Annotated in this window: 11 protein-coding genes; 8 read left to right on the top strand and 3 right to left on the bottom strand. The window is 73.8% G+C overall.

All coding sequences use genetic code 11. The features are described 5' to 3' along the window. The first annotated feature begins 74 nt into the window (after nucleotides 1-74). From cobN to PP1_RS04680, 4 genes are all read left to right on the top strand, one after another. Nucleotides 75-3,668, top strand: a complete 3,594-nt coding sequence (cobN, locus tag PP1_RS04695) for a cobaltochelatase subunit CobN (RefSeq protein ID WP_010225977.1) — start codon at nucleotides 75-77, stop codon at nucleotides 3,666-3,668. Between the two features lie 239 nt (nucleotides 3,669-3,907). After that, nucleotides 3,908-4,294: a hypothetical protein gene (locus PP1_RS04690; RefSeq protein WP_010225979.1), complete on the top strand. Its 387-nt coding sequence runs from the start codon at nucleotides 3,908-3,910 to the stop codon at nucleotides 4,292-4,294. A 2-nt stretch (nucleotides 4,295-4,296) separates the two neighbouring features. Beyond that, the gene (locus PP1_RS04685) at nucleotides 4,297-5,868 is read left to right on the top strand and encodes a GMC family oxidoreductase (RefSeq protein ID WP_033198903.1); all 1,572 of its coding nucleotides are present in this window, start codon (nucleotides 4,297-4,299) and stop codon (nucleotides 5,866-5,868) included. Next, entirely contained in the window at nucleotides 5,865-6,410 is a 546-nt protein-coding gene (locus tag PP1_RS04680) for a YbhB/YbcL family Raf kinase inhibitor-like protein (protein WP_010225983.1), read from the top strand. Before PP1_RS04685 ends, PP1_RS04680 begins: the two co-directional genes overlap by 4 nt. A gap of 53 nt (nucleotides 6,411-6,463) precedes the next feature. Here PP1_RS04680 and PP1_RS04675 read toward each other — a convergent pair whose 3' ends face one another. Then, the gene (locus tag PP1_RS04675; protein ID WP_082398998.1) at nucleotides 6,464-6,934 is read right to left on the bottom strand and encodes a MarR family winged helix-turn-helix transcriptional regulator; all 471 of its coding nucleotides are present in this window, start codon (nucleotides 6,932-6,934) and stop codon (nucleotides 6,464-6,466) included. Nucleotides 6,935-6,975: 41 nt separating this feature from the next. Between PP1_RS04675 and PP1_RS04670 the strand changes: the two genes are divergently transcribed. From PP1_RS04670 to PP1_RS04655, 4 genes are all read left to right on the top strand, one after another. Beyond that, nucleotides 6,976-8,031 carry a substrate-binding domain-containing protein gene (locus PP1_RS04670; RefSeq protein WP_010225987.1) on the top strand — a complete coding sequence of 352 codons (1,056 nt, stop codon included), beginning with the start codon at nucleotides 6,976-6,978 and terminating at the stop codon, nucleotides 8,029-8,031. A gap of 62 nt (nucleotides 8,032-8,093) precedes the next feature. Continuing rightward, complete coding sequence (locus PP1_RS04665; RefSeq protein ID WP_060576176.1) at nucleotides 8,094-8,378, top strand: zinc ribbon domain-containing protein; 285 nt, start codon at nucleotides 8,094-8,096, stop codon at nucleotides 8,376-8,378. Nucleotides 8,379-8,403: 25 nt separating this feature from the next. Next, nucleotides 8,404-9,651, top strand: coding sequence for a formamidase (gene fmdA, locus PP1_RS04660; RefSeq protein ID WP_029239853.1), 1,248 nt, complete (start codon nucleotides 8,404-8,406; stop codon nucleotides 9,649-9,651). After that, nucleotides 9,648-10,706, top strand: a complete 1,059-nt coding sequence (locus PP1_RS04655) for an alpha/beta fold hydrolase (RefSeq protein ID WP_010239719.1) — start codon at nucleotides 9,648-9,650, stop codon at nucleotides 10,704-10,706. The genes fmdA and PP1_RS04655 overlap by 4 nt, the downstream gene beginning before the upstream one ends. A 7-nt stretch (nucleotides 10,707-10,713) precedes the next feature. Here the strand turns inward: PP1_RS04655 and PP1_RS04650 are convergent, their stop codons facing one another. Beyond that, nucleotides 10,714-12,087, bottom strand: a complete 1,374-nt coding sequence (locus PP1_RS04650; RefSeq protein ID WP_083697103.1) for an MFS transporter — start codon at nucleotides 12,085-12,087, stop codon at nucleotides 10,714-10,716. Nucleotides 12,088-12,141: 54 nt separating this feature from the next. Then, complete coding sequence (locus tag PP1_RS04645) at nucleotides 12,142-13,698, bottom strand: acetolactate synthase large subunit (RefSeq protein WP_075315048.1); 1,557 nt, start codon at nucleotides 13,696-13,698, stop codon at nucleotides 12,142-12,144. Nucleotides 13,699-13,807 lie beyond the last annotated feature (109 nt).

The following is a 13,807-nucleotide window of genomic DNA, read 5'->3' as shown; positions in this document are numbered from 1 at the left end:
CACCTCCACCCGGGACGAGGATCCCGAGGAAGGTCCTTTGCGATGACGCGCGCCACGACCGGGGACGACGCCCGGTGATCCTCCTTCTCTCGACCTCCGACACCGACCTGCTCTCCGCCCGGGCCTCGGGCGCCGACTACCGGCTCGCCAACCCGAACCGGGTGGTGCACGACGAGCTGGCGGCGATGGCCGACGAGGCCGACGTCGTGGTCGTCCGGGTGCTCGGTGGCTACCGGTACTTCGAGGAGGGCCTGGACCTGCTGCGGACCCGGTCCACCCCGCTGGTCTGCCTGGGCGGGGAGATGGCCCCGGACGCCGAGATGATGGAGCTGTCCTCCACCTCGGCCGGCATCGCGGCGGAGGCGCACACCTATCTCGCCCAGGGCGGGACCGGGAACCTGCGGCAGCTGCACGCGTTCCTCTCCGACACCGTGCTGCTCACCGGTGAGGGCTTCGAGCCCCCGGAGGAGCTGCCGGAGTGGGGGATCCTCGCGCGCGACGCCGCCGAGCTCGACGGCCCCACCGTCGCCGTCCTCTTCTACCGGGCCCAGCACCTGGCCGGGAACACCACCTACATCGAGGCGCTCTGCGACGCGATCGAGGCGAAGGGCGGGCGCCCGCTGCCGATCTGGTGCGCGTCGCTGCGCCAGGCGCCGTCCGCGCTGCTGGACACCCTGCGCGACGCCGACGCCATGGTCGTCACCGTCCTCGCCGCCGGCGGCACGAAGCCCGCCTCGGCGCAGGCCGGTGGCGAGGACGAGGAGTGGGACGTCACCGAGCTCGCCGCACTCGACGTCCCGATCCTGCAGGGGCTGTGCCTCACCTCCTCCCGCGCGACCTGGGAGGAGAACGACGACGGCCTGTCCCCGCTCGACGTCGCCACCCAGGTGGCGGTGCCGGAGTTCGACGGCCGCCTGATCACCGTCCCGTTCTCCTTCAAGGAGACCGACGACGACGGCCTCTCGGTCTACGTCCCCGACCACGAGCGGGCCGCCCGGGTCGCCGGGATCGCGGTGAACCACGCGAACCTGGGCCGCGTCCCGAACGCGGACAAGAAGATCGTGCTCATGATGTCGGCCTACCCGACCAAGCACGCCCGGATCGGCAACGCGGTCGGCCTGGACACCCCGGCGAGCGCGATCGCGCTGCTGCGGACGATGGCGGCCGCGGGGTACGACACCGGGGACTTCCCGGGTGTCGAGGCCGGTGACGGCGACGCGCTGATGCACGCGCTGATCGAGGCCGGCGGGCAGGACCCGGACTGGCTGACCGAGGAGAAGCTCGCCGGGAACCCGATCCGGATCTCCGGCGAGACCTACCGGTCCTGGTTCGAGACGCTGCCGGCGGACTTCCGCGACGGCGTCACCGGGCACTGGGGCGACGCGCCCGGCGAGCACTACGTGTCCGGGGGCGACATCGTCGTCGCGGCACTGCGCTCGGGCAACGTGACGCTGATGGTGCAGCCGCCGCGCGGGTTCGGCGAGAACCCGGTCGCGATCTACCACGACCCGGACCTGCCGCCGTCGCACCACTACCTGGCCGCCTACCGCTGGCTGGCGGCGCCGGTGCCGGACGGCGGGTTCGGCGCGCACGCGATCGTGCACATCGGCAAGCACGGCAACCTGGAGTGGCTGCCCGGCAAGACGCTGGGGATGTCGGCGTCGTGCGGCACCGACGCGGTGCTGGGCGACCTGCCCATGGTCTACCCGTTCCTGGTCAACGACCCGGGCGAGGGCACCCAGGCCAAGCGGCGCGCACACGCGACGCTGGTCGACCACCTCATCCCGCCGATGGCCCGCGCGGAGAGCTACGGCGACATCGCGCGGCTCGAGCAGCTGCTCGACGAGCACGCCAACATCTCCGCGCTCGACCCGGCCAAGCTGCCCGCGATCCGCCAGCAGATCTGGACGCTGATGACCGCGGCGAAGATGGACCACGACCTGGGCCTCGACGAGCGCCCGGACGAGGACGTCTTCGACGACATGCTCATGAACGTCGACGGCTGGCTGTGCGAGATCAAGGACGTCCAGATCCGGGACGGCCTGCACGTCCTCGCCCTGGCCCCGGCCGGCGAGCAGCGGGTCGACCTGGTGCTCGCGATGCTGCGCGCCCGCCAGATGTGGGGCGGCGAGCAGTCGGTGCCCGGCCTGCGGCAGGCACTCGGCCTGGTGGAGGACGGCTCCGAGACCGGCGCCCGCACCGACGCCGTCGAGACGGTGGCCCGCGCCCTGGTCGCCGGGATGGAGAACCGCGGCTGGGACGCCGGCGCCGCCCCGGACGTCGTCGCCTCGGCCGAGGAGCTCCCCGGGGCGGATCTCGCCGCCGTGGAGACGATCCTGCGGTTCGCCGCCGACGAGGTCGTGCCCCGCCTCGACGCCACCGCGCACGAGCTGGACCGGGTGCTGCACGCCCTGAACGGCGGTTTCGTCCCGGCCGGGCCGTCCGGCTCGCCCCTGCGCGGGCTGATCAACGTGCTCCCGACCGGGCGGAACTTCTACTCGGTCGACCCGAAGGCCGTCCCGTCGAAGCTCGCCTGGGAGACCGGGCAGGCGATGGCCGAGTCGCTCGTCGAGCGCTACAAGGCCGACCACGGCGAGTACCCGAGCTCGGTCGGGCTGTCGGTGTGGGGGACCAGCGCCATGCGGACCTCCGGCGACGACGTCGCCGAGGTCTTCGCGCTGCTGGGCGTCCGCCCCGTCTGGGACGAGGCGTCGCGTCGCGTGCGGGACCTCGAGGCGATCGGGCTCGACGAGCTCGGCCGCCCCCGGATCGACGTGACCGTCCGCATCTCCGGGTTCTTCCGGGACGCGTTCCCGCACGTCCTCGCCCTGCTCGACGACGCCGTGAAGCTGGTGTCCGAGCTCGACGAGCCGGCCGAGCAGAACTACGTCCGCGCGCACGTGCTCGCCGACCGCGAGCGGCACGGCGACGACCGCCGCGCCCGCACCCGGATCTTCGGCTCCAAGCCGGGCACCTACGGCGCCGGCCTGCTCCAGCTGGTCGACTCGCGCGACTGGCGGGGCGACTCCGACCTGGCCGAGGTCTACTCGACCTGGGGCGGCTACGCCTACGGCCGCGGCCTCGACGGCGTCCCCGCGCGGGACGACATGGAGAACGCCTACCGGCGGATCGCGGTGGCGGCGAAGAACATCGACACCCGTGAGCACGACATCGCCGACTCCGACGACTACTACCAGTACCACGGCGGCATGGTCGCCACGGTGCGCGCGCTCACCGGCTCCGCGCCGGCCGCGTACGTCGGCGACTCCACGCGGCCCGAGTCGGTCCGCACCCGCAGCCTGCACGAGGAGACGTCCCGGGTGTTCCGTGCCCGGGTGGTCAACCCGCGCTGGATGGCCGCGATGCGCCGGCACGGCTACAAGGGCGCCTTCGAGATGGCCGCGACCGTCGACTACCTGTTCGGCTGGGACGCCACCACCGGCGTCATCGCCGACTGGCAGTACGAGACCCTGACCAGCGAGTACGTGCTGGACCCGGAGAACCGCAAGTTCCTCACCGAGTCCAACCCGTGGGCGCTGCACGGGATGGCGGAGCGGCTGCTGGAGGCCGTCGACCGCGGACTGTGGGAGTCGCCCGAGCCCGCCACGCTGGACGCGCTGCGCCAGGCGTACCTCGAGTCGGAGGGCGACCTCGAGGACGACGAGTAGGTCCCGGGGCAGAGCCTGTCTCAGAATGAGACAAGGATAGGCTGCCCTAAGCTGTTAGCTCTGTCACTGTCGAGCACGTCGCTCCGCGGCGTCGGATTCCGGCCGGATCTGCTCCGGCCGGAATCCGGAGAATCGTTCGGATTCCGGCCGGGGGACACGTGTGTCCGGAGCCGGAGGAGAGGATGACGGAGACAATGACGTATCTGTTGTCGAGACAGGACAGGCAGACGCTCACGAGGGTGGTCTACGCGGCCTTCCCGCACCGCACCTTCCCGGTCGGCCCCTACCAGCGGGCCGCGGACGCCGTGATCGAACAGGCGGCGACCGACCCCCGCATGCTGGCGCAGCTCGTGCAGGGCCTCGGCGAGCTCGACGCCCAGCGGGACGTCCCGTTCGCCGAGCTCGACCTCGACACCGCGGCCGCCGTGCTGCGCGGTGCCGACGGCAGCCCGTTCGTCACCGCGATCGTCGACAGCGCGATCGTGACGCTCTACAGCGACCCGGAGGTGTGGGAGCTGCTCGGCTACGAGGGCCCCTCCTTCGACAGGGGTGGCTACGTCGACCGCGGGTTCGACGACCTCGACTGGCTCCCGGAGCCGCGCATCGAGCACCGGGAAGGGGTGTGACCATGCCGAGGTTCGCCTACGACGACGCCGACGTGGTCGTCGTGATCGGGTCGGGTGCGGGCGGCGGGACCGTCGCGGCCGAGCTCTGCCGGCGCGGCATCAGGACGGTCGTCCTGGAGGCCGGTCCGCACCTGACCGGCGCCGACTACCACCAGGACGAGTGGCCCGCGTTCGCTCAGATGGCCTGGACCGATCCGCGCACCACGTCCGGCAGCTGGCAGATCGCGCAGGACTTCCCGAACCTGCCGGCCTGGCTGGTGAAGGCGGTCGGAGGGACCACCACCCACTGGGCCGGCGCGTGCCCGCGGTTCAAGGCCCACGAGCTCGCCGCACGCAGCACGTACGGCGACATCGAGGGCGCGACCCTGCTCGACTGGCCGATCGCGCTGGCCGAGCTGGAGCCGTACTACGACCAGGCGGAGATCAGGATGGGGGTCAGCCACCGGCACGGACGGCCCCCGCTGCCCGCGAACAACAACTACAAGGTGTTCGCGAACGGCGCCGAGAAGCTGGGCTACCAGTACTACGCGACGGGCCCCTACGCCACGAACGCCGAGCCGTACGACGGCCGACCGGCCACCGTCCAGGACGGGTTCAACTTCCAGGGCGACAAGCAGGGATCCAAGTGGTCGACCCTGGTCGCGGAGCTGCCGAAGGCCGAGGCGACCGGCAACCTCGACCTGCGCCCGGACTCGCACGCCACCCAGATCCTGCACGACGCGTCGGGCCGCGCCACCGGCGTGCTCTACGTCGACCGCAACGGTGCCCTGCGCCGCCAGCGCGCCGCCGTGGTGTGCGTGGCGGGCAACGCGATCGAGACCGCCCGGCTCCTGCTGCTGTCGGAGTCGCCGCAGCACCCCGACGGGCTCGCCAACTCGTCGGGCCAGGTCGGACGCAACTACATGCGGCACACCACCGGGACGGTGTGGGGGCAGTTCGACAAGCCCGTCCACATGTACCGCGGCGAGACGATGGCCGGCGTGATCTCCGACGAGTCCCGGCACGACCCCTCGCGCGGGTTCGTCGGCGGCTACTACATGGAGACGATCTCGCTGGGCCCGGCGTTCCTCGCCAAGTTCGTCGCGCCCGGCAAGTGGGGCTCGCAGCTGACCGAGCTGCTCGACGGCTACCGGAACACCGCCGGCATGTGGATCGTCGGCGAGGACATGCCGCAGGCGGGGAACCGGATCACGCTCAGCGGGGAGACGGTCGACGCGCACAAGCTGCCCGTCGCCGACGTCCACTTCGACGACCACCCCAACGACGTCGCGATGCGCCGGCACGGCCAGACGCAGGGCGCCGCGGTCTACCGGGCCGTCGGCGCGCACCGCACGATCGAGACGCCGCCCTACCCGTCGACGCACAACCTCGGGACGTGCCGGATGAGCCAGCGGCCCCGCGACGGCGTCGTCGACCGGTTCGGCCGGACCCACGACATACCGAACCTGTTCGTCTCCGACGGCAGCGTGTTCACCACCGGTGCCGCCGCGAACCCGACGCTGACGATCGTCGCGCTGGCCCTGCGGCAGGCCGAGTACATCGCGACCGAGCTGGACAAGGAGCTCGCAGCATGACCGCACCGACGAGCGCGCCACCCGACCCGTACGCGTTCCTGCCCGCCGTCCCGACCTTCACCGTGACCAGCACCGACGTCGCCGACGGCACCCCGCTCGCTGCGCCGCAGGTCAGCGGGATCATGGGCGCCGGCGGTGAGGACAGGTCGCCGGCGCTGAGCTGGCACGGCCATCCGAGCGCGACCCGCAGCTTCGCCGTCACCTGCTACGACCCGGACGCGCCGACGGCCGCCGGCTTCTGGCACTGGGCGGTGGCCGACATCCCGGCGTCGGTCACCGGACTCGAGGCCGGAGCCGGTTCCGACGACGGCTGGCTGCTGCCCGAGGGTGCGCTCGCGCTGCGCAACGACGCGGGTCTGCACCGGTACCTGGGCGCGGCCCCGCCGGAGGGGCACGGCGTGCACCACTACTACTTCGTGGTGCACGCGGTCGACGTGCCGCGGATCGGGATCCCGCGTGACGCCGGTGGGTCCTACCTCGGGTTCCTGTTGTTCTCGCACACGCTCGCCCGGGCGACGGTGGTCGCCGAGTACGAGCGCTGAGGCGGCCGGCGCCGCTCGTGAGTGGTCGTGGCGGCCAGGACCGCCACGACCACTCACGAGTGGCGGAGCCGCTCCAGCGCGGCGAGCACGAGGTCCGCGTCCGGCCCGAGGGCGTCGTGGACCTCGCGCTCGACCGCGTCGACACCGGCGCGCAGCGATCCGTGCAGCTCGCGGCCCCGCGCGGCCAGCAGCACCAGCACCCGTCGCCGGTCGATCTCGTCCGGGCGGCGGTAGACCAGGCCGCGTTCCACCAGCCGGTCGACGATCTTCGTCAGGGTCGGCGCCGGCACCATCGCGTGCGCGGCGATCTCCGACATCGGGTGGCCCTCGCCGTCGGCGAGCAGGTCCAGCACCCGCCAGGCGTCCAGACCCGGGCCGTGCGGCGGCCGCACGAGCTCCTCGATGCGCCGCTCCACCCGGTTCGCGGCGCGGCCCAGCGCGGCGGCGGCACCGGCGGTGCGCGGCTCGGCGGCGCTCAACACGTCCTCCTCGGCAGTCGGGCGTAGTGACGTGGTCGCTGTCATCGTAAACACTGTCACCTCGAACGGATCCGGAGGTGACGCCCGTGGCCACCACGCTCGACGTCGCCTTCGTGGTCCCGCGCAGCGGGCCCGCCGGGCTGTTCGGGCCGGCCTGCGAGGCCTGCGGGGACCTCGCCGCCGCCGAGCTGAACGAGGCCGGGGGAGTGCTCGGGCGGGAGGTCCGCCTGCACCCGGTCGACGGCGGCCGCGCACCCGCCGCCGTCGCGGCCGAGGTGGCGGGGCTGCTCGACGCCGGCGTCGTCGGCGCGGTCTCGGGCTGGCACATCTCGGCGGTCCGCCAGGCGCTCGCACCGGTCGTCGGCGGCCGGGTGCCCTACGTCTACGCGCCGCTCTACGAGGGCGGCGAGCGGACGCCGGGGATCTTCCTCACCGGCGAGACACCGGAGAACCAGGTGCTCCCCGGGCTGCGCTGGATGGCCGCGGAGCTCGGCGTCCGCACGTGGTGCGTGGTCGGGAACGACTACGTCTGGCCGCGCGGCTCCGCCCGGGTGGTGCGCCGCTGGGCCCGCGGGACGCCGGACGTCCGGGTGCTCGACGAGACCTTCCTCCCGCTGGGCACCGACGACTTCGGTCCCGCGGTCGAACGGGTGCGCCGCTCCGGTGCGCAGGGCGTGCTCATGTTCCTGGTCGGCTCCGACGCGGTCGGGTTCAACCGGGCCTTCGCCGCGGCCGGCGCGGACCGCGGCCGGGTGCGGTTCTCCCCGCTGATGGAGGAGAACATGCTGCTCGCGACCGGGGCGGAGGCCACCCGCGAGCTCTACGCGGCGGCCGGCTGGTTCGAGACGCTCGCGACGGCGTCGGCGCTGGAGTTCTCCGGCCGCTATGCCGCGCGGTTCGGCGTCCGGGCGCCGGTGCCCGGGGCGCTCGCCGAGTCGTGCTTCGAGGCGGTCACCCTGCTCGGTGCGCTCGCCGGGCGGGCCCGGTCGACCGATCCGGCCGCGCTGCTGGCCGTCGCCGAGTCCACGGGGTTCGACGGTCCCCGCGGCGCGGTGTCGCTGCACGACGGGCACCTGCGCCAGGACGTCTACCTGGCCCGTGCGGACGGCCTGTCCTTCGACGTTCTCGACCGGCTCGCTTGACACCAGGTCGTATCGATCGACATATTTCCATCTGACAGTAACCGCGTCGGATGGGGCCCCGCGTGCCGACCTACACCCACCACTGCCCGGACTGCGGCGAGTTCGACCTGGTCCGTCCGATGGCCCGCTCCGGCGCCGGGGCGTCCTGCCCGGGCTGCGGCGCGGACGCGCGGCGGGTCTTCGGGGCACCGGCGCTGCGCGGCGTCGATCCCGCCCTGCGCCGCGCGCTCGACGACTCCGCCGCGAGCGCCGACGCCCCGGCCGTCGTGTCCTCGGTGCCCGGCCGGTCGCGGCGCGCCACCCCGGTGACCCGGGACCCGCGCCACGCCCGCCTGCCGCGCCCCTGAGCCCAGCACAGACAGGAGTACCGCCGTGCCCGATGTCGTGTTCACCGTCGACCAGGCGAAGTCCATGCGCGACCAGGCCGTTCCCGGCCACAACCGCTGGCACCCGGACATCCCGCCCGCCGTCACCGTCCGGCCCGACTCGACGATCCGCGTGGAGTGCCGGGAGTGGACCGACGGGCAGATCGGCAACAACGACTCCGCGAACGACGTCCGCGATGTCGACCTGCGCGGCGCGCACATGCTGTCCGGGCCGATCGCGATCGAGGGTGCCGAGCCGGGTGACCTGCTCGTCGTCGACATACTCGATCTCGGGCCGGTGCCGCAGGAGACCGGCCCGGCACCCGGTCAGGGCTGGGGCTACACCGGGATCTTCTCCAAGCAGAACGGCGGCGGGTTCCTGACCGACACGTTCCCGGACGCCTACAAGGCCATCTGGGACTTCGCCGGCCAGAAGGCCACCTCCCGGCACGTCCCCGGCGTGTCCTACACCGGGATCACGCACCCCGGGCTGTTCGGGACCGCGCCGTCGCCGGAACTGCTGGCCCGCTGGAACGCCCGGGAGCGGGCGCTGATCGCGACCGACCCGGACCGGGTGCCGGCGCTGGCCCTGCCGCCGCTGGAGGACGAGGTGCTCGGCGGGACGGCGTCGGGTGACGTGCTGGCCGGGATCGCCCGGGACGGCGCACGGACCGTCCCCGCCCGGGAGAACGGCGGCAACCACGACATCAAGAACTTCACCCGCGGCTCCCGGGTGTTCTACCCGGTGCACGTGCCCGGCGCCCTGTTCTCGGGCGGTGACCTGCACTTCTCCCAGGGCGACGGCGAGATCACCTTCTGCGGCGCCATCGAGATGGGCGGGTTCATCGACTTCCACGTCGACCTGATCAAGGGCGGGATGGCGACCTACGGCGTCACCACCAACCCGATCCTGATGCCCGGCAACGTCGAGCCGCGCTACTCCGAGTTCGTGACCTTCATCGGGATCGGCGTCGACCACACCACCGACACCCAGCTCTACAACGACGCGACCGTCGCCTACCGCAACGCGTGCCTCAACGCCGTCACCTACCTGGAGAAGTTCGGGTACTCGGGCCCGCAGGCGTATCTGCTGCTCGGGTCGGCGCCGATCGAGGGCCGGGTGTCGGGCGTCGTCGACATCCCGAACGCGTGCTGCTCGCTCTACCTGCCGACGGCGATCTTCGACGACGACATCCGCCCGTCGGCGGCCGGCCCGGCCCGCCGGGACCGGGGGAGCTGCGCGGTGTCGTCGTGACGCACTACGGCCGCGAGGTCCCGCACGAGGTCTTCGAGATCCGGGAGCTCGAACTGGCCTGCGGCCGGACGCTGCGCCCGGCCCGGATCGCCTACCGCACCTACGGCCAGCTGAACGCCGGCCGGAGCAACGCGGTCCTGTACCCGACCTGGTACTCGGGCCGGCACTGGGACAACGAGTGGCTGATCGGCGAGGGCCGGGCGCTCGACCCGGCGCGCTGGTTCGTGATCGTGCCGAACATGCTGGGCAACGGCCTGTCGACGTCACCGTCGACCGTGCCGCACCCCGACGACGGGCCGAGCTTCCCGCCGATCCGGGTGATCGACAACGTCGCGGCCCAGCACCGTCTGGTCACCGAGCTGTTCGGGATCGAGCGGCTCGCGCTCGTGCTGGGCTGGTCGATGGGTGCCGGGCAGACCTACCAGTGGGCCGTCAGCCACCCGGAGATGGTGCAGCGGATGCTGCCGTTCTGCGGGTCGCCGCGCACCGCACCGCACAACCGCGTCTTCCTCGACTCGCTGCGGGCTGCCCTGACCGCCTCGGCCGGGTTCGACGGCGGCCGCTACACGACGCCGCCGGTCCAGGGGCTGCGCGCCTTCGCCCGGATCTATGCGGGCTGGGGGTTCTCCCAGGCGTTCTACTGGGAGGAGCGCTGGCGCGAGCTCGGGTTCACCTCGCTGGAGGACTTCGTCGTCGGCTTCTGGGAGGGGTTCTTCCTGGACGGGCGGGACCCGAACAACCTGCTCACGATGCTCGACACCTGGTGGCACGGCGACGTCGGTGCGACGCCCGGTTTCGGCTCCACCGAGGAGGCGCTCGCCTCGATCCGGGCGAGGGCGATCGTCATGCCGGCCGAGAAGGACCTCTACTTCCCGCCCGAGGACGAGGCCTGGGCGGTGTCGCAGATGACCAACGGCGCGGAGCTGCGGGTGATCCCGGGCGTCTGGGGGCACTTCGCCGGCGGCGGGCCGGGGGAGCGGGCGCCGGACAACCCCGACACGCTGTTCATCGACGCCGCCGTCGCCGAGCTCCTGGCCGGGCCCTCCGGGATCTGACGGCGGATCAGCCGGGGAGGCGGGTGCGGGAGGCGGTCGCGGCGCCGGTCAGGGCCAGGACCGCCACCGCCCCGAGCAGCACCGGCATCGCGACGGCCGGGGAGGCCAGCAGCACCAGCAGCGCACCGCCCAGCCCGACGAACGACGCGTTCGCCAGCTGGTCGAGCAGCTGCGCGGCCGACGAGTGGCCGCCGACGTCGGCCGGGGCGGAGTGCGCCAGCGTCAGGTAGGCGACCGCGGAGAACGCGACGCCCATCCCGAGCCCCGCGCACCCCCAGGCGACGACCGCGACCCAGCCCGGCAGCCAGCCGGCGGCGACCGGGAGGAGACCCACCTGACCGACCGCGATCATCACGAACCCGGCGCGCAGCATCGCCGATCGGTCCCGGTCCGGGTGGCGGCCCTGCCAGGCCGCGGCCGCGGACCAGCCGAGCGAGGCGACGATCAGCGGGATCCCGGCGGCGGAGAGCGACCAGCCGTGCGTCGCGGTGAGGATCAACGGCAGGAACGACACCACGGAGAGGAACGCGCCCGCGACCAGGCCCCGGGCGGCGACGACGGCCGGGATCCCGGGGCGGGCCGTGAACGTCCCGCGGGGCAGCAGCCGCCGCAGCGACGGGACGAGCAGCACCAGCGCGACCGTCCCCACCACGGCGCCGTGGACGTCGACGTTCTCGAACGCCCAGCTCAGCCCCGCCACCCCGAGCGCGGCACCGGCCGCGGCGAGCACCGTCGGCGTCCCGGCGGGGCCGGGCGGGCGCGGGGCCGGTGGACCGAGCCGGCGCACCGCGGGCAGGACGAGGACCAGCGCCGACCCGACGACGGGCAGCAGCCCGAGGAACACCCAGTGCCAGGAGAACCGCTCGGTGACGACGGCCGCGAGCGGCGGGCCGACCAGCGACGGCAGCACCCACGCCGAGGAGATCAGCCCGAACACCGCGGGCCGCAGCCGCGCCGGGTACACCTCGGCGACCAGCACGTACACCGCGACGCCCTGCACCCCGGCGCCGAGCCCCTGCAACACCCGCCCGGCCAGCAGCGTGCCCATCGCCTCCGCGGACCCGGCGACCAGCAGCCCGGCGCCGAACACCACCGGGGCCACGACGAGCGCCACGCGGGGGCCGCGGGCGTCGCACCAGCGGCCGCCGGCGACCGTCCCGAACACCGCGGCGGCGAGGAACAGCACGAACGGCCAGGCGTAGAGGGTGACGCCGCCGAGATCGGCGACGATCTCCGGCATCGCCGTGCCGACGCCCATCGCCTCGAACGCGGTGAGGCTGATCAGCAGCAGGATCCCGACGGTCGTCGGGGCCCGGTCCGCCGACCAGACGCCGGGCTCCTGACCTGCTCGCCCCCCGACCGTCCCGACCACACGGGACACCCTGCGCCCTGCACCCCGGTCGAGGTCAAGCCGGTTACGGCGGCCCCGTCGGCCTCAGCCCGGCGCCGGGACGATCGCCTCGATCAGGTGCGGTCCCGGCTCGGCGCGCGCCCAGCACAGCGCCTCGAGGAGCTCCTCGGTCGTCGTGACCCGCCGGGCCGGGACGCCGAGGCCGGTCGCCAGCGCGGTGAAGTCCGGGGTCGGGTCGGTCAGGCTCAGCATCCGCCCGGCACGCCCGGAGTGCGCGGCCTCCCCGGCCCCGGTGCGGGCCAGCTCGACCCGCAGGATCGCGTACGCCGCGTTGTTGATCAGCACCGTGGTGACGTCGAGCTGCTCACGGGCCTGGGTCCACAGCGCCTGCAGGGTGTAGAGCGCGCTGCCGTCGGCCTGGACCGCCACCACCGGACGGTCCGGGGCGGCGATCGCGGCCCCCACCGCGGCCGGCGGGCCCTGTCCGATCGCACCGCCGGTCAGCGCGAGCTGGGTGTGCGTGGCGGCGGTCTGCAGGGCGGGCGCGAGCACCGCGGAGGCGGTGAGCGACTCGTCGACGACGATCGCGTCGTCCGGCAGGGTCGCCGCGACCGCCGCGCACAGCGACCGGACGTCGAGCGGGCCCGGCCCGGGCTCGGCCGCCGCCCGTGGTGCCGGCTCGGCGACGGCGTCGGCGGCGACCCGGTCGGCGAGCGCCACCAGCGCGGCCTCCGCGTCCGACGACGGGTCGGCCAGCCCCACCACCGGGCAGTTGTCCGGCACGAGGTCTCCCGGCACACCGGGGTAGCCGAAGAACGACACCGGCGACCGCGCACCGGCCAGGACCAGCGAGGACGCGCCGGAGAGCTGGTCGATCGCCTGCTCGGCGAAGTACCCGAGCTTGTCGATGCGGGGGCGCCCGGCACCGGTCTCCCAGCGTCGGGGGAACGTCTCCACCAGCAGCCGGGTCCCGGTCGCGGCGGCGATCCGGCCGGCCGCGTCGACCCCGCGGGCGGTCAGGCCCGGACCGCCCAGCAGGATCACCGCGCCCGGCGTGCCGACGGCCGTCGCCGCGTCGGCGACCCGCTGCTCCGACGGTGGCTCGGGGACGGCGGCCGTCCGGGCCGGTGCGGGCGCGCCGCCCTCGGACCACGAGACGTCGGCGGGCAGTACGAGGGTCGCGACCTGCCCGCCGCGCTCCGAGGTCGCCGCGACCGCGCGGACGGCGTCGTCGGCGACGTCGCGGACGTCGCCGGAGGTGTGCACCCACCCCGACACGGTCCGCGCGACGGAGGTGATGTCGGACTCCAGCGGCGCGTCGTGCCGGACGTGGTCGGTCGCGTGCGCACCCACCACGCACAGCAGGGGGGTGCCGGCCCGGCGCGCGTTGTGCAGGTTCGCCAGTCCGTTCCCGAGGCCCGGCCCGAGGTGCAGCAGGACGGCCGCCGGTCGCCCCGCGATGCGCGCGTAGGCGTCCGCCGCCCCGGTGGCGACCCCCTCGAACAGGGTCAGCACGCCCCGCATCCCTGGGACGTCGTCCAGTGCCTGCACGAAGTGCATCTCCGAGGTGCCGGGGTTCATGAAGCACACCTCGACACCCGCCCCGACCAGCGATCCGACCAGCGCCTGGGCGCCCCTCACCGGACGGCCCTCACCCACGTCGTCGTCATGATCCCCAGTCCACACCCTGTGACACCGCCCGGAGAACCCGGGTCCCGAGTTGCGCCGAGCACCGTGACGGCGGGGAATG

Source organism: Pseudonocardia sp. P1 (assembly GCF_000178675.2).
In the GTDB taxonomy this organism is placed as follows: Bacteria; Actinomycetota; Actinomycetes; order Mycobacteriales; family Pseudonocardiaceae; genus Pseudonocardia.
Note: the sequence above shows the minus strand (reverse complement) of the source record. Positions and strands in the feature narration are given on the sequence as shown.

Bases quoted from the DNA above. Each gene is read 5' to 3' on its own strand.
- PP1_RS04685 (WP_033198903.1), top strand. From the start codon at position 4,297: ATGCCGAGGTTCGCCTACGACGACGCCGACGTGGTCGTCGTGATCGGG.
- PP1_RS04680 (WP_010225983.1), top strand. From the start codon at position 5,865: ATGACCGCACCGACGAGCGCGCCACCCGACCCGTACGCGTTCCTGCCC.
- PP1_RS04675 (WP_082398998.1), bottom strand. From the start codon at position 6,934: ATGACAGCGACCACGTCACTACGCCCGACTGCCGAGGAGGACGTGTTG.